This window comes from Planctomycetota bacterium (genome assembly GCA_039182125.1).
Lineage (GTDB): Bacteria > Planctomycetota > Phycisphaerae > Tepidisphaerales > Tepidisphaeraceae > JBCDCH01.
The window spans coordinates 1-19,750 of sequence record JBCDCH010000025.1 but is presented as its reverse complement, the minus strand read 5'-3'; the positions used below and the strand labels follow the sequence as shown (position 1 = coordinate 19,750).

Genomic DNA, 19,750 nt, shown 5'->3' with positions numbered 1-19,750 from the left:
ACAAGTCACCTCCGAGCCAACAGCCGGCGGCAGACCTGCCGCCTGTCATGCTTGCGACAACGGCTTCGACTCCCGACAATCACGCCATGGCAACGGCGAAGCAGCAGGGCGAGTTCGCGTGTGGGGCGTGTGGGAAGCGTTGGCCGTGGGCTGCGGAGCGGGCGGGGAAGAAGGCCAAGTGTACCTGTTCGCATGTCATGCGCATCCCCGCCGAGCCGGAGGCGTTTGCCGACGAGGACGGTGATGATCTGTACGGCTTCGCCGAGGACGAGTTCCAACCGGAGGCCACCCCTGCGGCAGCGTCGGTGTGCCCGTCTTGCGGCGCGGGTCTTGCGGCGGGTGCGGTGTTGTGCGTGACGTGTGGCTACGACCTGCGCGTCGGGCGCAAGGTCGGTCCGACCGCCGACGCCCCGATGGCCGCGCCGACCGACGACCTGCAACGCAAGCTTGGCGTCGCGCCCACCCGGGCCAAGCTCGGCGAGGACGAGGACCCCTTCGCCAAGCCCGAGCCCGTTTGGCGAATGACGTATCTGCCGATCGCGATGATCGCGTTGGGCGTGGTCTGCACGTTCGTGCGTCACATGTGGTTGCCGGACGACAAAGGGTTCGAGGTCGGGGCCCACTGCATCGTTCCCGGCTTCACCGACATCCTTACGAACCTTGCGACGACGGTGGCCGCGTGCTTCGGCATCGCGGCCCTGGCCGGTTTCGACTTTCCCAACGCCATTCCCACGACGATCCTGAAACTCTGCGGCGTGGCGCTTCTGCCCTCGGCATTGGCGGGGATCGCCGGCGCTCCGCTGGACGAACTCAACGGCGCAATGGTGTCGACGCTCGGCGGGGCGGTGTTGACCTTCGGGGCGTTCCTCGCGGTGTTCAGAATGCCGATGGCCGACGCCGCGATGTGCGTCCTCGGCATCGTCATACTCCACGGAGCCCGTCAATGGCTGCTTTACCGGATCGAGGCCTCGCAGAGCGAAGCGTGGATTTAAGAGACGAACAGCCCACCGTGGCCCAAGTCGAGACGGACTTGTTCTGTAACGAGTGTGGGTTCAACCTCCACGCCCAGCGCGTGTGGCGTGACGAACGGCTCGACCTGTTGCTTTGCCGCTGCCCCGAGTGCGGGCGACATCACCCGGCTGGGCAGGTTGTGAGTGCGACGCGGCCGTGGTTGCGGCGGTTCGGTATCCTGCTGCTCTCGGTCTGGGTGCTTGGGGTGATCGGTTTCGTCCTCGCTTGCGGGGCGGCTCAGTTCGGCATGCTCGTCGCGCACCACGAGGGCTTTTGCAGCTACGGCCAGATGACCCGCGACGGCCGGCTCGTCACCCGGGAGTGGCGCGTCGACGCCACCGGCAACGGCATGAACGTTACGCTCATCGACGGCGTCGAGATCGACGTGGCCAACCAGATGATGCCGCCCACGACTTACACGATGATCCCGCCGGGCTTGCCGGGCCATCGCGACCGGATCGGAAACGATGCGCCGATGTTTCTTACGTTCATGATCACCATTTTCGTGCTCGGCTCGGTCGTGCCCGGTTCGGTGCTGACGATCGCACTGGGGCATCGGCGTCGGGTGTGGCCGTGGGCAGTGGGGGCGGTCGTGACGCTCATATCGGTGGGCTTGTTCATGGGCATCGTTTGGAGCGTCGAGAACATGCGCCTCACCGCGCCGTGGATGACACGCTGGGCGATGGCTTACATGGCGATCGCATGGGCGGCGCTCGCGGTCACGGTCTGGCTCGCCCGCCCGATCGCTCGGGCCGTGCTGACCTTGTTCCTCCCGCTGCAGGCCCGCCGCACGTTCAGTTTCCTTTGGTCGGCCGACGGTAAGGCGTTGCCGTGATGCTTGCTGCCATTGATCCCTGGTTCGTCCGGCTCAATCTCGCCGAAGCCGGGCTGTGGTTCGCGGTGGCGCTGATTGTCGTTTGGCGTTGGCGGCTGTGGGGTGTCGCGGCGGTACTGATTGCCTTTGGCGTGAGTGACATTGTCGAAACGCGGACCGGTGCGTGGTATCGGCCGTGGTGGCTGCTGGCGTGGAAGACGCTGTGCGTCGTGTCAGTCATCGCGTTGGTCTGGCGGCTACGATCGGGCGATGGCCAGTAGCGCCGATGACGGCCCGTTGGAGGTGGAAGCGTCGGGGAAGCCCGTGGCGGCATCGACCGACGATCGCCCGCACATGCCCGAGCCACCGCCGGTTCGTTTGCTTGCCGTGGACGATGTTCATCGCCCGACCGTGGCCGGCCAGGAGCGTGAACTCGACGCGTTCTACACCGGTTTCCTTCCATTACTGCGCGAGTCGGCCCCGTTTCCGACCTATCGTGCGGAGAAGCACGCATTGGTGTTCGACGTGCTCGAGCCGCCGATCGAGCGGGAGAGTTACCAGCCGGTGGCCTTGGAGGTGTTCGACCTGCCCGCGACCGAGGAGCGGTTGATCGACGCCGAGATCGAGTACGAGAAAGTCCAACACCTCACGCCCGGTAACGACGGCCTGCTGCTCAAGGACCCCGCCGGCGGCTGGGTGATGATCACCGAGTATCGTGAAGTCGGCTGACCCAGTTTCAAGCACGCCAACAGATGTACGCCAACAAACCCATCATCGGCATCGCCGGCGGGATCGCGTCGGGCAAGACCCACGTCTCCCGGCTCTTTGGCGCGTTCGGCTGCATGGTCATTTCCTCCGACGCGCTGGTCCGCACCGCCTACACCCACCCGGCGGTTAAGCGGGCGATCATGGACATGTTCGGGGAGGATGCATTCAACCCCGGCGGCGAGGTTGACCGGGCCGCGATCGGGAAGGCGGTTTTCGGCGATGTCGAAAAACGTCGTCAGCTCGAGCAGTTGCTCCACCCGATCGTGAATCAGGTCCGCCTGCAACGCATGCAGGCCGGCGGGGACGATCCGAACGTCCGGGCGTTCGTCTGGGACTCGCCGTTGCTCTTTGAGACAGGTTTGGACAAGCTTTGTACGGCGGTGGTGTTCGTGGACGCGCCGGGTTCGGTGCGTGCGAGCCGGGCCGTCGAGCGAGGGTGGGACGAAAAAGAACTGTTTCGGCGGGAAAATGTACAATGGCCGCTGGACAAAAAGCGTGAGAAAGCGGACTATGTCATCAGCAACGCGGGGGCAGATGTCAACGCCGTCGCGGTCCTTCCCGAAACACAAACCAGTGTCGATGCCGGCACGACTGACGCGAACCGCACGGGCGGCACGCCGAACGTTGACGCCCCCGAATCGACATTTTCCTCCAACCCGGTCATTGGTTCGTCGGCCGAGTTGAAGCTGAAACATCCCGACAATGCCGACGTGCATGGTGCGTCGGGCCAAGTCAGTCGGGACGCAACCACGCTGGTCGACGTTCAGGTCCGAAACGTGCTGGACCTGATTCTCGGCGGTGGCGGTTGTGAGAAATCCGCCGCCAACGGTGGCTGCGGAAATGGTTGTCGGTGTGTCGCCCCTTTGGCAACCGACGCCTGATCCGTTCGTCACCCGCGAACCAGCCTGCCGGGATTCCATCCGGCATGCGCCCCGAAGCCGACCACCCCACGGATCGACCACGCGCCCACGTCCGCGCGCCCGAGCCGGTCGAGCTTCCCCCGCCCCCGGATGTGTTCCCCTTCGGAGATGTGCCATCATGGCCAAGAGCGAAACGACCCCACGCACCCGGCGCAAGACGACCAAGAAGGCGACCAAAACCGCCACGAAGGATGTCGAAACCAAAGACACCGAGGCCAGTGGCGTTGAGGAGGCTGCCGAGCCGAAGACCAAGGCCAAGCGCACCACAAAGAAGACCGTCCGCAAGCGTGCGGCGGCGAAGCCCGAGCCGGTTGCCGACGCGATGGACGACGCCCGCTCCGAAATGGACGATGTCCGCGCGGAGATCGAGGCGGCCACGGAGGTCAAAGCCGCGAAAGACGACGACGGCGATACCGCCGCCGAGTCGCGGGACGGCCAGGCCGACGATGATCGCGACAACGACCGCGGCGACATGCGCGGCCGAGACCGCAACGACCGGGACCGCAATCAAAACGGCGATCGCAACCAGGGAGGCGATCGTCACCAAAACAACGGTCGGGGCGGACGACGCAAGAAGAACCGCAAGGACCGCAACAAGAACCGCAACCGTGACGGCAATCGCGTCGTCGACGGCAACCGCAACGAGCACTACCGCGGCCCGATCATCGAGTACGACGATGACATGGAGGACCCGTACGGCCCCGACTGGGATGGCCCGACCGCGCCGGACCCCAACGTCCCGCCGCTGTACATCAAGGATCTCCAAAAGATGGAAGTCGACGAGCTGAACAAGCTCGCGGCCGAGGAAGGCGTTGAGAATCCGCCGACCAACAAGAACGACCTGATCTTCCAGATTCTGCGTGCCCGGACCAAGAAGTCCGGCATGCTCTTCGGCGAGGGCGTGCTCGAGATCCTGCCCGACGGCTTCGGGTTCCTGCGCAGTCCCGAGTACAACTATCTGCCGTGCCCGGATGACGTGTACGTCAGCCCAAGCCAGATTCGCCGCTTCGGCCTGCGCGACGGCATGGTCGTCAGCGGCGCAACGCGTCCGCCCAAGGAGTCTGAGCGCTATTTCGCGCTGCTCCGCGTCGATAGCATCATGGGCGAGAATCCGCAGAAGGCTCACGAAGTCGGCAACTTCGAAGACCTCACCCCGCTACACCCCAACAGGCGGCTCGTTCTGGAGCACGAGACCAACGACCTGAACATGCGGATCGTCGACCTGGTCACGCCCATCGGCATGGGACAACGCATGCTCATCGTCGCTCCGCCGCGCACCGGCAAGACCGTGCTGCTGCAGAAGATCACCAACTCGATCACGGGCAACAACCCCGACGTGATCATGATGGTCGTGCTTATCGACGAACGACCCGAGGAAGTGACCGACTTCAAACGCAACACCACGGCCGAGGTCGTGAGCAGCACGTTCGACGAACCGTCCTCCCGCCACGTGCAGGTGGCCAACATGGTCATTGATAAGGCCAAGCGTTACGTCGAGTACGGCAAGGACGTGGTGATCCTGCTCGACTCGATTACGCGCTTGGCTCGCGCGTACAACAGCGAGGCCGGCAACAGCGGCAAGATCCTCTCCGGTGGTATCGACGCCAACGCGCTGCAAAAACCCAAGCGCTTCTTCGGTGCCGCCCGCGCCATCGAAGGCGGCGGCTCCCTGACCATCCTCGCCACCGCACTCGTCGAGACCAACTCCAAGATGGACGACGTCATCTTCGAGGAGTTCAAGGGCACCGGCAACGCCGAGCTCCACCTCGACCGCCGCCTCTCCGACAAGCGCGTCTACCCAGCCATCGACGTCAACGCCTCGGGTACCCGCCGCGAGGAACTGCTGATGGATCCGAAGGAACTCGACCTGGTCTACCGCCTGCGCCGCGTGCTCAGCGACATGAACCCGGTCGAGGGCATCGAGATGCTCAAGAGCCGCTTGGAGAAGGCCCCGAGCAACGCGCAGTTCTTGATGCAGATGAACATCGACTAAGGAATCGAACCGCGTTGCGGAGCAATGCAGCTAAGCGCGCATCACGAATGTGCCAAGCTGCGTTGCTCCGCAACGCGGTTACTCCGGTTTCACCGCGAACACCTTGACGCTTGCCGTGTATTCGTTCACGTCATGCTTGCTGAGTAGGGCGGTCAGGTCTTCGTGGACCGTCGTCTCGCAGCAGGCGTCACCTTCCATGCTTGGCGAGCAGCATGCGCTTTGGTTCTCGACCTTGGCGTACGTATTGAGGTCGGCACCAGCGTCAACGATTGTCGGCTCAATGAATCCGGCGCTCGTGAGCATGGGCGCGAACGTGTTCATTGGGATTGCCCCGGCGATGCAGCCGACGAACGCCGCGACGCTCTCGGCAATATCGGCGGGGAGCTCACGCCGCAGCGCGATGTCGCTGATCGCCAACCGCCCGCCGGGTTTGAGTACGCGGAACGCCTCGCGTAACACCGCCGGCTTGTCGGCCGCGAGGTTGAGCACGCAGTTGCTGATGATGCAATCCACGCTCGCGTCGGGCAGCGGGAGCTTGTCGATCGTCGACAGATGGAACTCGACGTTGTCGAACCCCTCGGCGCTTCGTCGGGCGCGCTCGATCATGTCGGGGGTCATGTCGATCCCGATCGCTTTGCCGGTCGGTCCGACGGCCTTCGCAGCAAGAAACACATCCAGTCCGCCGCCACTGCCGAGATCGACCACGACTTCGCCCGGTCGCAATGACGCCATGGCCGTTGGGTTGCCGCAGGAGAGGCCCATGTTCGCCTCGGCGGGGATCGCGTCGAGCTCCTCGGCGGAGTACCCGAACGCCTCGGCGACTTGGCGGACGCCGGCGTCATCGTTGGTCAACGCACTTCGGGCGACGTCGGCGTACTTGTCGCGAACGGTCGAGGTGACGTCGTCGTTGCAGCAGTCGGTGTCGCAGCAGGCTGGTTCGAGTTTCATGGCAGGTGGGGTCGAGGGTTAGCAGCATTTGGCACGGCGTAATCGGGACGCATCGCTTCGAACATCGGCGGCACCTTCGTGCGCCACATCGAGCAGGCCGAGCAGCCGGCGATGCACCGCACCATCGGCCGGGGCCAGGCGGTAGTGCGACCAAGCCCCGTCCTTGCGGACAAGGACCAGCCCGGCACCACGAAGCGCCGCAAGGTGTCGAGACACGGTCGGTTGCGGCAGTTCAAGCACGTCAACCAGATCGCACACGCACACCTCGCCGCCGCCTTCACGCTTGGCCAAACGCAGCAGCGCGAGCAGCCGAAGGCGTGTCGGGTCGGCGAACGCACGGAGTAAGGCGTGGGTGTCAGGATATTCGGTTACACGCATATTCGGACAGGCGAATGTAATCACGCCAGCAAGCCGGGTCAAGCGATCACCCCGGCTACACTTGCCCGTGGGTCTTCTCGCGTTGACCGAGCATCGTCCGTACCCCTTGCCGCGTTCGCCGTGGGCGATGTTCATGCGGTGGGAGGAGTTGCTGTTCGCGCACTGGCCGGTCAAGCCGGACGCGTTGCGACCGTTGTTACCGAAAGGGTTGGAACTGGACACGTTCGATGGGGAGGCATGGTTGGGCGTCGTGCCGTTTCGGATGAGCGGGGTTCGCGGGCGTTGCATGCCTCGACTGCCGGGAGCCAACGCGTTCGCGGAACTGAACCTGCGGACGTATGTGAAGGTCGGCGACAAGCCGGGCGTGTGGTTCTTCTCACTCGACGCCGAGCATCGGTTGGCCGTCCGCACGGCCCGCTTTACGTTCGCCTTGCCGTACTACGACGCGGACATGGTTTGCCGTGCGGAAGGTTCGGCCGTCGTGTACCGCAGCGATCGCACACACGCCGGTGCGGTGCCGGCCAACTTTGAAGGCAGCTATGGGCCGGACGGTGACGTGTTTCGCAGCCGACCGGGCACGCTCGAGCACTGGCTGACCGAGCGGTATTGCCTCTACGCCAGTCGCCGTGGTCGGCTGCTCCGCGGGGACATTCACCACGAGCCTTGGCCGTTGCAGCCGGCGTGGTTGAACCTGACGGAACTCAAGATGACGTCGCAGATCGGCGTGACGATCGGCGGTGAACCGTTGCTGCACTTCGCTCGGTCCATCGACGTGGTCGCTTGGCTACCGACGGGCAAGCTCGACTGATCAACGCGGCAGCGTGAAGGTGAAAGTCGAACCATGCCCGGGTCCGTCGCTGCGGGCGTTGATGGTGCCGCCATGGGCTTCGATCACGCCACGGCAGATCGTGAGCCCTAGCCCGAGTCCGCTGCGTTTGTTCTCGTTTGACGTGCTCATCGGCACGAACAGTCGTTCGATCCGGTCGCGATCCATGCCGCATCCGGTGTCGGCGACGGCGACGGCGACCGACCGATCGTTCTTGGTGCAGGTCACGCGGATCGTACCTTTGTCGGTGAACTTGGCCGCGTTGTTGAGAAGGTTCACGACGACCTGTCGTAAGCGGAGTGGATCGATGCCGAGCTCAACGTGGTCGGGACAGGTTTGGACATCGAGCGTGAGGCCGCGCGTTTCCACGGTCGTGCGAAAGTCGTTGGCGATCTCGCGGATGAGTTCGTTGATGTCGGTCGGCTGGCGGTTGATGCGAAGTTGGCCGCGGATCATGCGGGCGACATCGACCATATCGCCGACGAGCGATGCTTCGGCTTCGAGCGAGCGGCGGATCGAGGCGACGTCTTCCTTCATGTCCCTGGGCAGGCGGTCATCAATCGACAGCATCTCCGCCGCGAGCATGGCCGGCCCGATGTTGTTGCGTAGTTCATGCCCCAGGACGGCGAACAGTTCGTCGCGGTTGTTCGACTGTGCCTGCTGATTTTCGAGTTGCCGGCGATAGCGGGCGTTGTCTTCCTCGGCGATCGAGAGCCGGCGACGCAGCTCGATCTCCTGCATGGCCGAGTCGGCGAGTTGTTCGAGAACGGCGACATCTTCGTCGGACCAGTCACGCGGCTCCGGGCAGATCGCGCACAGCGATCCGAGGACATGGCCGTCGGATGTGCGTAGCGGAACACCCGCGTAGGCGATCACGTTGAGCGCTTCGATCGCGCCGTTGTCGGAGACGCGCGGGTCGATCCGTGCATCGCGAACGATCAACGGCTCGTCGTCCGCGACGACGTGCTTGCAGAAAGACTGGTCCAACGGCGTTCGGCACGACTCGGCGATCGGGCCGGTCAGACCGGTTTGGCTCTTGAAAAACTGGTGGTCCTGCCCGACGAGCGAGATCAGCGCGACCGGTACGTCGAGCAGGCGGGCGGCCATTTTCGTGAGCCGGTCGAACGTCGGCTCGGCATCGCTGCCGAGCAGGTAGGTCTGATCGAGAACAGCCAGACGCTGAGGAGATTGGACCGGATCGCTAGGCAAGGCCGACATAGAAAAGACACGCTCGGAGTTCATCGGTTGCCGACTCATCGGTAAACGACTTCGCCGGCGACCCACAGGTTCAAAACGAAACGATGCATATTCCCCATTTCGTCCGCCCAATTATCGACGCCGTTGGTGCCGCGTCAATCGCTGTTGCCCATAACACCAGGGATCTCCGCGCCCGTGCGATGATCGCGACGGGGGCGGTGATGGCGACATCGCTCGCGGCTTTCGCCCAGGACAGCTTCAACGGCGCACCGGCCGAAGGCGAACCCACGGACGGCACCAGTGGGGGCAGTGACGACGGCATCGGATCGGAAACCGATCAACTCGTCACCTCCCTCAAGGAGGGCGATGTGTCGCAGTTGGCCGATCTGAGCTGGGACTTGCTGGTCAAGTACGGCCCCAGCTTGCTCGGGAAGCTCGCGGGTGCGTTGGTCGTGCTGGTGGTCGGTTTGTTCGTAACCAAGTGGCTCGCCGGGATGGCCCGTCGGACGATGACGAAGGCGAAGGTCGACGAAACACTCGCCGGCTTCATCTCACGCATGATCCGCTATGCGTTGCTGATCCTTGTGCTGATCATGGTGCTCGGGATCTTCGGCATTCCCGTCACCGGCTTCGCGGCGATCCTCGCCGCGGCGGGCTTCGCGATCGGCATGGCGCTCTCCGGCACGCTGGGCAACTTCGCGGCCGGCATGCTGCTGCTGGTTTTCCGACCGTTCAAGGTCGGCGACGTCATCGAGATTGCCGGTGTCAGCGGCAAGGTCGCCGAGATCGAACTGTTCACCACCAACATCAACACGTTCGACAATCGCCGACTTTTCGTGCCCAACGCCCAGGTGTACGACGGGATCATCGAGAACAAGACGCTGTTTCGTACGCGGCGTGTGGATGTCCCGGTCGGCGTGAGCTACGACGCGGACATCGACCACACGCGCTCGGTGCTGAATGAAGCGATTGTCGCAACCGAGGGCATTCACCAAGAGCCGGCACCGCAGGTTTACCTGTCAGGCCTCGGCGGCAGCAGCGTGGATTGGGTGTTGCGTGTTTGGTCGAACGCCGAGGATTACTGGGCGGTCCGCGAAGCGTTGATCCGCAACGTGAAGTACAAGCTCGACGCCGCGGACATCGGCATCCCGTACCCGCAGATGGACGTCCACATCGACGGCCGGCTCGATGCGTCGGGCAGTGGGTCAGGCAGCCTCGGCTGAAGGTTGGGCGTCGGGCAGGAGGCAGACTTTGGTGCGATTGCGGCCCGCTTGCTTGGCGTGGTAGAGCGCGAGGTCAGCGGCCTTCATCAGCACGCTCGGCTTGGCGAACATGCGATACGCCGTCGCCGGTTCGTACGCCGCCAGGCCGATGCTCGTGGTCACGTCCAGCGTCGTTCCCTCGTGTGTCACCGTTGATTGCTCGATCCGCTGGCGGATGCGTTCGCAGATCGGCAGGGCGACGGCGCGGTCGCAGTTGGGCATGAGCACCGTCATCTCCTCGCCGCCGTAGCGGGCGGGAATGAGCTTGTCGGCCGACATCGACTTGAGGATACGGGCGACGTGCTTGAGGACCGCGTCGCCGGCGGCGTGGCCGTGCGTGTCGTTGAGCGTCTTGAACTTATCAAGGTCGAACATCGCGACCGCAAGCGGCTTGCCCTTTTGGACGGCGTATGCGAGTTGGGCGGCGAGCTGTTGGTCGAGCTGGCCACGGTTGAGCAGGCCGGTGAGCGCGTCGAACGAGGCGGCGTGCTTGAGTGCCTTGGCCGAAGCCCGTGCCTTGGCGGCGTCGACTTCAAGGTGTGCCGCTTTCTCCTGCATTTGCGCCGCTTGCACTTGCAGCTGCGTTGCCTCCGCCTGAACGCGGAGCGTGCGATCGACGAGGCGATCGTTGGCTTGGTTCAGAATCGCTTCGTAGCGGGTCGCTTCGTTGAGATCCACCTCGTACAACGTCGCGACATCGCGGGCCTGAGTTTCGATCTGATCAATGACCTTGCGGATCGCGCCCGTCTCGAGCTTGAGCCGACCGGCGCACGCTTCGACGATCGGCTCGCGGGCTTCCGCGCCGTCGGGCATGACGAACGTCTCGGAGATTTGGTCGGCGAACTCGACAACTTCGCAGAGCCGATCGAGCGGACCGGAGCCGTCGGCTTCGTCGTTACCGTGGTGGTTGCGGATGGGCTCGACCAGTACCGGGGGTAGCCTCCAGGTCTCGGCGAGCTTGCCGCCGATGTTGGCGTGCGTGCAGTCAAAAGCATCAAGCTCGGCGTCGATGATCTGATCGGACGTCGACGCTTGGCCGAGCACGTTGCCGTACTCGTCGCCCAGCGCGCAGTCGATCGCGAGCATGCCGATGTCCCGCAGGAGACCGGCGAGAAAGGCTTCCTCGACCTGGCGGACGCCGGCCTCGACGGCGAGCAATCGCGCGGCCGTTGCGCCGTAGATGCTGCGCTGCCAGAACAGCGAGTGGTTGAACCGCTTGTCTTCGTCGTGGCTACGCAGTTCGATGATGAGTGAGAAGCCGAGCACGAGCGTCTGCACCGCCTGCAACCCGAGGATCACCACCGCCTGCGGCACGGTCGAGACGGGGGTTGATCGCGCGTAGAACGCGCTGTTGACCGTCTTGAGCAGCTTGCCGGCCAGCGCGGGGTCCTGTGCGATGAGCTCGCCGATCTCGTCGGCCGAGCACGTCTCGCTCTCGACGAGTTCGAGGACGCGCATCGCCACCGCCGGCGGCGACGGCAGATGCCGGCATTGCGAGACTCGCTCGAAGAGTTTGGCGCTCGCGGCCGATTCCAAATCGGTCTGCTCCGTGCCTTCTTTACAGGTTTCAGCCATTTTCGCTTCTCGCAGAGTCGACCGCACTTTTAGGTCCCCGATCACGTGTGCGTCGCGGTAACACTTGCACGCACGTTGCTGTCATCGGTCGGACCGACGAGCGACTTGCGGCGGCGGGAGAGGGTTGGAAGCAAATGGGGTTAGCGGACCTAGTGCGCCACGCCGACGTCGCGGATGGTCTCCTCGATGGCCGCGTCGAGCTGGGCCGGCGTGTCCGGGCCGAAGCCGACCAGCACGTGGCGGACATGGCCGTCGCGGTCGATGACGACGGTTGTCGGGATGCCGGTCACGCCGTACTGATCACCGACGGCACCGTCGAGGTCCAATAGCGATTCGACGTCGATGCCTTGCTCGTCGAGGAAGCCCTGGATCGTGTCGGCATCCTCGCGTTGGTTGACCGCGAACACCCGCAAGTCTTCGCCGAACCGGTCGGCAAGGCCGGCGACATGCGGCAACCCCTCGCGGCAGGGCGGGCACCACGTCGCCCAGAAGTCGAGGACGACGACCTTGCCGCGCTGGTCTTCGAGCGTGACCGGATCGCCGGCAAGGTTGTCGAGCGTGAACTTTGGTGCCTCTGCACCGACGAGCGCGTTGGGATCCTCGGCCACGGCGGCCTGGGCTTCGGCGGGCTCGGCCTCGGCCGGCGGCTTCCACGCGAACACCGACGCGTCGATCGCCTTGCCCGTCTCCATCGTTTCATAAACCAGCGACAATCGCCCCTCGGTCACATGCTCGACCCCGTCGGCCATCAACGCCGGACGCAGGTCGATCTCACGGCCCCGGAGCAACATGGTCTCCGCGTCGAACATCAACGTCACCACCGCGCCGTCCCGCTCGAACGAGAGGATCTTCTTCCCGTCGCCCTCGTCGACGATGAACTCGGCCCCGTTGGCGATGAGCGGGGTCAGGTCGCCGCCCGTCGCGGCAAGCAGCAGTGCCGGGTTCTCCACCGCGAGCCCGGCCAGGTACGGCGGCAACGCGCTTTCCTCGGTACCGCTCGCTGCGGCGAAACGCTGGTAGCTCTGTTGGTCCGGTTCGTAGACGAAGATGTCCTCGCCGGTGTTGGCGAAGGTCGGCCCCGTGTCGCTGACGTGCAGGAACAATCCGCTGGCAAAGTCGCCCGTGAACGCCCGGCTCCGCTCGTAACGCAGGTCGGCATAGGCGACGACGTAATCCAGCTTGCCGGCCATGTGCAGCGAGTCGAGCTGCGTGTACGCCGCCGCGACATCGGTCTGTAACTCCGCCACCGGGTCAGCGGCCGGCGCGGCCTGAACCATCGACACGCTAAGCAGAACGTTGAGCATCCCCCGATGATACCCGAAGTGCTCACGAACCGAACAGCGGATTGTCCAGCTTCGGCGGCGGGGCGATCGGCTGGTCGCCCGCTGGCCTGGCGGGCTCGTCGCCGAGTTGGGCGATGGACGGCCGGTACAGCCGCGTGCCGAGACTTCGGGAGAAGTCCGTCATCGTCGCGTCCGTGTCGCCGGACCGGCAAAGCTCCAACGCCGGCATCAGCTTCGCATCGAGCGTGTCGAGCATGTGCACCATGATCGCCTCGGGCGTCATCGGGTTACGGGCGCTGCCGTAGTCCTGCTCGGTCAGGCCGTGATGGCTCAGCAGCAGGTTCTGCAGGATGTCCATCACGCGTCGGTCGATCGGCTCGCCGCGTTTCTCGTGGACTTCGCGGGCCTTGTCCTCCAGCCACAGCGCCGCCTTCACGATGTGGCCCACCAGATTCCCGCCGTCGGTGTAGCCGAACGCCACGTCGTACTTCAGCTCCCACGTCTTCGCCAGGTCATGTACGAACAGCCCGAAGACCACCGTGTCGCGATCGAGGTCCGGGTAGAGCGGGCACACCGCGTCGGCGAGTTGCAGGAGGATGCAGGTGTGTTCGAGCAAGCCGCCGAGGTACGCATGGTGCATCGCCATCGCGGCCGGGGCGAGCTTGAAGTCGGTCATGAGCCTCTCATCCCGCAGGTACGCCGCGGTCAGCGCCCGCAGGTCCGGGTGCTCGATCGTCGCGAGGATCGACTCGACCGTCGCGAGCAGCTCGTCGACGTTCTTCTCCGTGCTCGGCAGCAGGTCGGCGTAGTCCACGTCCGCCGGGTCGACCGGCCAGATGTTGTCCACGCGGAACTGCGGCGAATCGTTGAACTCCTCGAGCAACCCCTTCACCCGCACCGCCGCCCCGTTCTTGGGCAGTTTCGCCAGCGTCTCCGGCCCCATCTGCCACCACTTGCCTGGTACCTGCATCGTCCGATCGCTCACGAGCAGCTTGATGAACGGGTCCCCCTTGCGCGTGGTGCCGAGCTGCGGGTTGGTGATGACGAACACGTCATCGAGCACACTGCCGGTCTCGGCATCGGCCAGGAAAGTGCGGGGCATGGCCACGGTTGTAGCCGAAGCGGCGGGCCGAACCAACGCCGCGCCGGGCTTCCGCCAAACCAGCCGAGCCAGCCACCGCCAACCCGCCAGCAGCCACCCGAGCACCACCGCCTCGGCCTGCCGTGCCATCCAAGCACCTTACTTCGCGGCCGACGTCCGGCAAAATCGGTCAAGCAGATCGGCATGTCCGCGACAGGCAAAAGTCGACGCCGTGGCATTTAAAGGCATTGACTTTGACATATCAAAGTGTAATCTCCCGGCATGAAAGTCTCGCTCCAACATCGCCCACGCGCGTTCACGCTCGTCGAACTGCTGGTCGTCATCGGCATCATCGCGCTGTTGATTAGCATCCTTCTTCCGTCGCTCACCGCTGCCCGAAAGCAGGCCGCGGGCGTGAAGACGGCCAACAACATGCGCCAGATCGCGATCGCGGCCCGCATGTACTCCCAGGGCAACGAGGACTGGATGCCCCGCACGATGGACACGGCTACCGGCTTCCCCGAGACCGCCAACTGGTGGCGGCTCGACAGCTACCACCGCGCGCTCGAAAGCTACATCGGCCAGAGCGGCGGCGTGGAGGAAGACGGCTCCCAACGCACCAACCGCGGCGTCTGGTTCGACCCGCTCGATCCTGACGCCGACCTCCCCGCGATGTGGGGCTCGTTCGTCGACAACGGGTTCCTCACCGGCGTACCCAGGAAGATGACGCAAGTCCGCCGGTCGTCCGAAACGATCATGCTCACCCTCCGGACACGCAACTGGGAAGGCGCCACGATCACGCCGCCCGATCCGCTGCCGCTCGCGAACCAGGACGACCCGTTCTGGAGCAGCGAGTACTTCGACGTGTGCGTGGATCCGTGGGCGGACACGCTCGACGAGGACGACCCGTACCACTGGAGCCGCGGCCGGGCCGCGCCGCCCCTGACCCTCTTCCCCGATGATCCGGACGCCACCGAATGGGACCAGCCCATCGACGGCCGCCGCCCCGAGCACGAGGGCGAGTCCCGCTACGGCAACGGCCAGTGGTACGGCATGGTCGACTCGAGCGTGACCTTCATGCGCTTCGAGGACACCTACCGCTCGATCGAGAACAACATGTGGAGCACCGACCGGTAGTTCGGAGCGCGGGCGGTCGGTGTCGAAACACCCCCGCGATCCACCGCACTGCCGCGCGTAGCCACCCCAGCACCACGCTCTCGATCTGCCGGGGCACGCCACGAGATGATGCGATGGCCTAAGCGGACACCATGACACGCTGCCACGTCAACGCGACGTCGTACCAACGACGTGGTGGTGCGTGACTGCGTCGTTCTGCAACGCGGTTGGTTCGCAGCGCCAACGCGGTGTCGAAATCGCGTTGCGGAGCAACGCGGCTGAGCGCTCTCGCGCCGCTCGGATGTTCGGCGATCGCATCCATGTCACGACATCGTTGACGTGTTCTGATACCGTTCCCACGACCGCAAGCAAGGGGACACCGGGCGTGGCCGAGCAGGCAAAGCTACCAACACGAGGGGAACTTGCCGAGCTGCCGAAGCAGGCGATCGTCGCATATGCCGTCCGTTGTGCGATGCGCGTGTTTCCGGTTGTAGGTTACGGCGGCGACTTCGATTTCTGGGGGAAAATGGAGGCTCAACTCTGTCGAACATTGACGCTGCAGTCGTGGCGGGTGCTGTATTCTGTCGTCGACCGACTGATTCGATGGTTTGGAGCGCCGTCGTAAAGGCTACCGGCGCTGCTGAAGGAGCCGCCCGCGCTGCGGCGCGCTCCATCTCTTCCAGTGTCAGCCTCGCTGGGTTAGCCGCGGCCATCGCCAAATCTGTCGCTGATGCGGCCGCTGATGTCGCATCAGCAGCCGCTAGTGTCAACTCCGCCGATATCGCCGATAAGGCTGTTGCCGAGGCTCACTCAATCTTTAACGTACACCCGGTCGTTATCATTCCCGGCGAGCTACCTCCCGACGTAACCGCCACCGCCACCGCCGCTCCTACCTACGCTGCCGCCAACGATTTTGAATTTCTAAAGTCTAAAGTCTAAAGTTGGTGAAGTTGGTGACGAAGTGGCGGCCGAGGTGCTGGATGAGTTCTATCAACGCCCGCTCTGGAAAGCTGGTTTGCCGGAACTTATCAAGGAACGCCTGCCCACGATTCGCAAGGCGTTCGAGTCGGTGGAGCGGACCGATCTGCTCGATGCGTACCTCTCGACGTCGAAAGCCGGCCTCGGTTATCCGGCGATGCTGCATCGACTCAACGACTGGCTTGCGGCCCGCGGCGAGCCGCTCGTTGAGGACGAATCCACCGACGAAGCGGCGTCCAGGTCGGCGAGCAAGCGGGACAACGGCAACACGACGGTGATCGCGGCGGAGAAGCCGTCGGCGGACGACTATCTCGACCGGAAGCCGTTCGTGCTCATGCTCGCGCGGATGTTCGCCGGCGAGAAGTTTCCCGCCCACACCACCCTCGGCCTGCTCGGTGACTGGGGCACTGGCAAGAGCAGCGTCATGCTCCAACTCCGCGATCGTCTCACCAAGACCCACGGCAAACGTTTCTGCTTCGCCGAGTTCAACGCCTGGCGTTACGAGAAAACCGACAACCTCGCTGCGGGCTTGGCGCAGGAAGTCGTGCAGGGATTGGTGGCACCGCTCGGGTTCTTCGCGAAACTGCGTTTGCGCTGGACGTTCGCATGGCACGCACACCCTGTGCCGTTCTTACTAAGGCTTGGTTGGGTCGCCTTGCTTGTCGTGCTGATCCTGACGGCTTTTGGGATGGTGGCCGTCTTTGGCGACGATGTCATCGCCACGATTCCGAATCTGAGCATGTTGACCGGACTACCGCTTACCATCGCTGTCTTGGGCCTGCTCGCCGCAGCGGTCAAAGGACTGAAGGAATTCGCTCAACTGACGAGCCTTGCGAAGCACCCGCTGTCGCCGGACCTGCACCGGTACATGCAGTTGCCGGACTACGCGGACCATCTCGGCGAGCTTCCGGCCATTCGCCGCAACCTCGAAGTGATGGCCAAGTTACGCCTGTTGCCGGGAGAGCAGTCGGGCGAGAACACGGACAAGCGTGGCCGCTTTCGCCGATGGCTCGACACGATCACGGCCCGTGACGTGGTCGATCCATCGCTCAACGCAAAGCGGCAACTGGTTCTGTTCGTCGACGACGTCGACCGTTGTAACGCGGAGTCGGTGGTGGAGACGCTCGACGCGGTGCGGCTCGTGGCGGAGGTGCCGGGAGTGACGGTGGTGGTGCTCGTCGACTCGGACATCGCGTTGCAGGCGGTGATGCACCACTACCGCGATACGGTCGCCGCCGAGGACAGGCCGCGGGTGGCCCGGGATTACCTGGCCAAGGTGCTCCACACCGTCGTGCAACTCCCACCGCCCGAGCCGGCGGTGGTGCGGAACTACGTCGAAACGCATCTCTTCAAGGATGCGATCGAACGCGAGAAGCAGGAAGCAGAAGACGAGGAAAGTGTGGTCGGCGCAGTCGAAGCGCTTACCGATCGACCATCGCCGCCGGTACCGAGTACCGACATCAACGGTGGCAAGGTTGCCACCTCGATTGACAACGATGACACGCCTTCGGCTCCAGCGCCGGAGCTTCGTCCGCCGCCGGTTACCGATGAAGACATCGACCAAGCGATGCAGTTCACGGCGGATGAACGCCGTGCGTTTCGCCAGTGCGTCGAGCAGTTCGCGTTCACCAACCCCCGTCAGATCAAGCGGCTACAGAACGGCTTCGGCATGCTCAAGGGCTTGGAAGAAGCGATGGATGGGTTGCCGCGGATGGTCGAGGGTATCGACGAAAGCTCGGAGCGGATGCTCGCGACGATGTTCGTGGCGGAGTTCCTCGCCGGGCTGGACGTGGATGTGCGAAAGACGTGTTGGAAGCTGCTCAGCGGGGCGAGTGTGGTTTGGCCCGGCGGTCCGACACCCGAGCAGCAGGCCGCGATCCGGATCAGGGATTGGCTCGACGAAAACGAAGCGTTCGGCCCACGACCGCCGATCGACAGCGAGCCGCCGTACGACCCGTATGCCGACAATCCCGACGAGGTCGAAGCGTTCATCGCCCGCTGGCATGCCGCGAAGATCGTCACGATGCCGCCGGTTCCCCTGGGGCGAGGCGATTGAATCGGGACAACAGGATTCGAACCTGCGACCTTCCGCTCCCAAAGCGGACGCTCTACCAAGCTGAGCTATGTCCCGGTGGGTGACGGTAGGCCGCGCGGCCATCGGTGAACGAAAAAACCCCTCGCCGGCGGGAAGTAATCGCCGGCGTGGGGACGGAGAAATGCCGTTGGTGCGGGCTATCGGCGTCGACGCAGGATCAGGCCGCCGAGGGCGAACAGGCCGATGCCGGCCGGTTCGGGGATGATGTCGTCGGTCGAGATCAACAGTTGGAAGTCGCCGCCGGGCAGGAACTGAATGTCGAAGGCGAAAGGGTCCTCAATGTCGCTGATCGGCGGGCCGGCGAAGATGGTGCCGAGGTCGGTCGGGTCGAAGGCGTCGGGGTCGAACGGGTCGAAGACGACGACGGTGAAGTCGGCGGTGGTGGCGAAGATCTGATCTTCGATGCTGGTGCCGACCGGGCCAATGCCGAGACCGCGGATGCCGGTGGGGGAGAAGGTGGTGCTGGGCAGGGGCTCGTCGGGGACGTCGGCATCGACCGCGCCGAGGCCGGGGAAGAACGCGATCTCACCGTCGAACGGGAAGCCGACGCCGTTGTTGGCGAAGACGTTGCCGTTGGCGTCGACCTGGACGTCGAAGGGGCTGTCGAGGATGCCGACCTGTCGGTTGGTGCCGTCGGGCAGGACTTCGGCGAGCCCGCCGCTGCCGGGGATGGAGGGGTCGTCGGGCTGCATGCCGGCGTAGAGGCTGCCGTTGGGCGCGAAGCCGAGGCCGCTGGGCGTGAAGCCGCTGGTGAAAACCGAGACGATGCCCTCGTCGGGCCCACTGGTGGGGACGCGCAGGATGTTGTCGGCCGAGGCGTCGGAGATGAACAGGTCGCCGCCGGGTCCGATCTCCAGATCGAACGGCGAGATGCCCGAGACGAACGGCGCGGAGGAGCCGTCGGGGTTGACGCGCAGGACGAAGCCGTCGGCCCCGCCGAGTCCGCCGGTGACGGAAACGAAGAACGTGCCGTCGGGGGCGAGTGCGGTGCCGCGGGGGGTGTCGAGTTCGTCGGCGAGGATGCCGCTGACCTGGCCGTCGCTACCGACGATCAGGGCTTGGCCAAGGTCCGACGCGCCGGTCTGCGCGAGTGCTCCCGTTGTGCCGAGGCCGATGGCTGCCGCGGCGAGTGCGTGCCGTGAAACTGCGGTGTACATGTCATCTCTCGCGATCGTGTGGGGGAAGGGCATGGGAGTCCTTTCGGGCTGGCTCGGTTCGAAACGACTTGGGTTCGGTCGACGCCTCGGGCGTCTGATAACCGATCCGATGTCGAGCAAGTTATCGACGGCTCGCCCCGCGCCCCATCGTCTTTACGGGACAACCCGCCCCGGACATTCGGCATAGCGCGGCCTAGCTCCGTGCGGGGCGTTGTGGGGCGTTTCGGGGCGAGCGAAGTTGACGTGGCTTCATGCGGTGTTATGTTCCACGTTCGTGAGCAACTCGTACGGATATGCATGGTGGCGGTTTAACGGCTTTTTTGGCCGTGCCTCCACTCGTACATCCTG

18 protein-coding genes and 1 tRNA gene are annotated in these 19,750 nt (G+C 64.6%); 11 read left to right on the top strand and 8 right to left on the bottom strand.

The window, feature by feature from the left end; all coding sequences use genetic code 11:
• Nucleotides 1-86 precede the first annotated feature (86 nt).
• The 6 genes from AAGD32_08560 to rho all read left to right on the top strand — a co-directional run bounded on the left by AAGD32_08560 (nt 87) and on the right by rho (nt 5,506).
• Nucleotides 87-992, top strand: coding sequence for a hypothetical protein (locus AAGD32_08560; GenBank protein ID MEM8874299.1), 906 nt, complete (start codon nt 87-89; stop codon nt 990-992).
• Between the two features lie 17 nt (nt 993-1,009).
• Entirely contained in the window at nt 1,010-1,846 is an 837-nt protein-coding gene (locus AAGD32_08555; GenBank protein ID MEM8874298.1) for a hypothetical protein, read from the top strand.
• On the top strand, nt 1,846-2,106 hold the full coding sequence (locus tag AAGD32_08550; GenBank protein MEM8874297.1) for a hypothetical protein: 261 nt from the start codon (nt 1,846-1,848) through the stop codon (nt 2,104-2,106). The genes AAGD32_08555 and AAGD32_08550 overlap by 1 nt, the downstream gene beginning before the upstream one ends.
• Nucleotides 2,096-2,554 carry a hypothetical protein gene (locus tag AAGD32_08545; protein MEM8874296.1) on the top strand — a complete coding sequence of 153 codons (459 nt, stop codon included), beginning with the start codon at nt 2,096-2,098 and terminating at the stop codon, nt 2,552-2,554. The genes AAGD32_08550 and AAGD32_08545 overlap by 11 nt, the downstream gene beginning before the upstream one ends.
• 23 nt (nt 2,555-2,577) lie before the next feature.
• Nucleotides 2,578-3,474: a dephospho-CoA kinase gene (coaE, locus tag AAGD32_08540; GenBank protein ID MEM8874295.1), complete on the top strand. Its 897-nt coding sequence runs from the start codon at nt 2,578-2,580 to the stop codon at nt 3,472-3,474.
• 157 nt (nt 3,475-3,631) lie between these two features.
• The gene (rho, locus tag AAGD32_08535) at nt 3,632-5,506 is read left to right on the top strand and encodes a transcription termination factor Rho (GenBank protein MEM8874294.1); all 1,875 of its coding nucleotides are present in this window, start codon (nt 3,632-3,634) and stop codon (nt 5,504-5,506) included.
• A gap of 78 nt (nt 5,507-5,584) precedes the next feature.
• Here rho and arsM read toward each other — a convergent pair whose 3' ends face one another.
• Together arsM and AAGD32_08525 are read right to left on the bottom strand one after the other, a co-directional pair.
• Nucleotides 5,585-6,454 (bottom strand): arsenite methyltransferase, encoded by an 870-nt coding sequence (arsM, locus tag AAGD32_08530; protein ID MEM8874293.1) that lies wholly within the window; start codon nt 6,452-6,454, stop codon nt 5,585-5,587.
• An 18-nt stretch (nt 6,455-6,472) separates the two neighbouring features.
• Nucleotides 6,473-6,832, bottom strand: coding sequence for a metalloregulator ArsR/SmtB family transcription factor (locus AAGD32_08525; protein ID MEM8874292.1), 360 nt, complete (start codon nt 6,830-6,832; stop codon nt 6,473-6,475).
• A gap of 67 nt (nt 6,833-6,899) precedes the next feature.
• On the opposite strand from AAGD32_08525, the gene AAGD32_08520 reads away from it, so the two are divergent.
• Complete coding sequence (locus tag AAGD32_08520) at nt 6,900-7,640, top strand: DUF2071 domain-containing protein (GenBank protein MEM8874291.1); 741 nt, start codon at nt 6,900-6,902, stop codon at nt 7,638-7,640.
• On the opposite strand, the gene AAGD32_08515 is transcribed toward AAGD32_08520, so the two are convergent.
• Complete coding sequence (locus AAGD32_08515; GenBank protein MEM8874290.1) at nt 7,641-8,915, bottom strand: GAF domain-containing sensor histidine kinase; 1,275 nt, start codon at nt 8,913-8,915, stop codon at nt 7,641-7,643.
• A 44-nt stretch (nt 8,916-8,959) separates the two neighbouring features.
• On the opposite strand from AAGD32_08515, the gene AAGD32_08510 reads away from it, so the two are divergent.
• Nucleotides 8,960-10,078, top strand: coding sequence for a mechanosensitive ion channel domain-containing protein (locus AAGD32_08510; GenBank protein ID MEM8874289.1), 1,119 nt, complete (start codon nt 8,960-8,962; stop codon nt 10,076-10,078).
• Here AAGD32_08510 and AAGD32_08505 read toward each other — a convergent pair.
• The 3 genes from AAGD32_08505 to AAGD32_08495 form a co-directional block, all read right to left on the bottom strand.
• Entirely contained in the window at nt 10,061-11,692 is a 1,632-nt protein-coding gene (locus tag AAGD32_08505; protein ID MEM8874288.1) for a GGDEF domain-containing protein, read from the bottom strand. The two genes, AAGD32_08510 and AAGD32_08505, sit on opposite strands and share 18 nt — an antisense overlap.
• 149 nt (nt 11,693-11,841) lie before the next feature.
• Nucleotides 11,842-12,996, bottom strand: a complete 1,155-nt coding sequence (locus AAGD32_08500) for a TlpA disulfide reductase family protein (GenBank protein MEM8874287.1) — start codon at nt 12,994-12,996, stop codon at nt 11,842-11,844.
• Nucleotides 12,997-13,018: 22 nt separating this feature from the next.
• Nucleotides 13,019-14,206, bottom strand: a complete 1,188-nt coding sequence (locus AAGD32_08495) for an HD domain-containing protein (protein MEM8874286.1) — start codon at nt 14,204-14,206, stop codon at nt 13,019-13,021.
• Between the two features lie 132 nt (nt 14,207-14,338).
• Between AAGD32_08495 and AAGD32_08490 the strand changes: the two genes are divergently transcribed.
• From AAGD32_08490 to AAGD32_08480, 3 genes are all read left to right on the top strand, one after another.
• Entirely contained in the window at nt 14,339-15,193 is an 855-nt protein-coding gene (locus AAGD32_08490) for a prepilin-type N-terminal cleavage/methylation domain-containing protein (protein ID MEM8874285.1), read from the top strand.
• Nucleotides 15,194-15,775: 582 nt separating this feature from the next.
• On the top strand, nt 15,776-16,111 hold the full coding sequence (locus AAGD32_08485) for a hypothetical protein (protein MEM8874284.1): 336 nt from the start codon (nt 15,776-15,778) through the stop codon (nt 16,109-16,111).
• Between the two features lie 76 nt (nt 16,112-16,187).
• The gene (locus tag AAGD32_08480; protein MEM8874283.1) at nt 16,188-18,206 is read left to right on the top strand and encodes a P-loop NTPase fold protein; all 2,019 of its coding nucleotides are present in this window, start codon (nt 16,188-16,190) and stop codon (nt 18,204-18,206) included.
• A 1-nt stretch (nt 18,207) separates the two neighbouring features.
• On the opposite strand, the gene AAGD32_08475 is transcribed toward AAGD32_08480, so the two are convergent.
• Both AAGD32_08475 and AAGD32_08470 read right to left on the bottom strand, forming a co-directional pair.
• A tRNA-Pro gene (locus tag AAGD32_08475) sits at nt 18,208-18,281 on the bottom strand.
• A gap of 101 nt (nt 18,282-18,382) precedes the next feature.
• The gene (locus AAGD32_08470; GenBank protein MEM8874282.1) at nt 18,383-19,435 is read right to left on the bottom strand and encodes a hypothetical protein; all 1,053 of its coding nucleotides are present in this window, start codon (nt 19,433-19,435) and stop codon (nt 18,383-18,385) included.
• Nucleotides 19,436-19,750 lie beyond the last annotated feature (315 nt).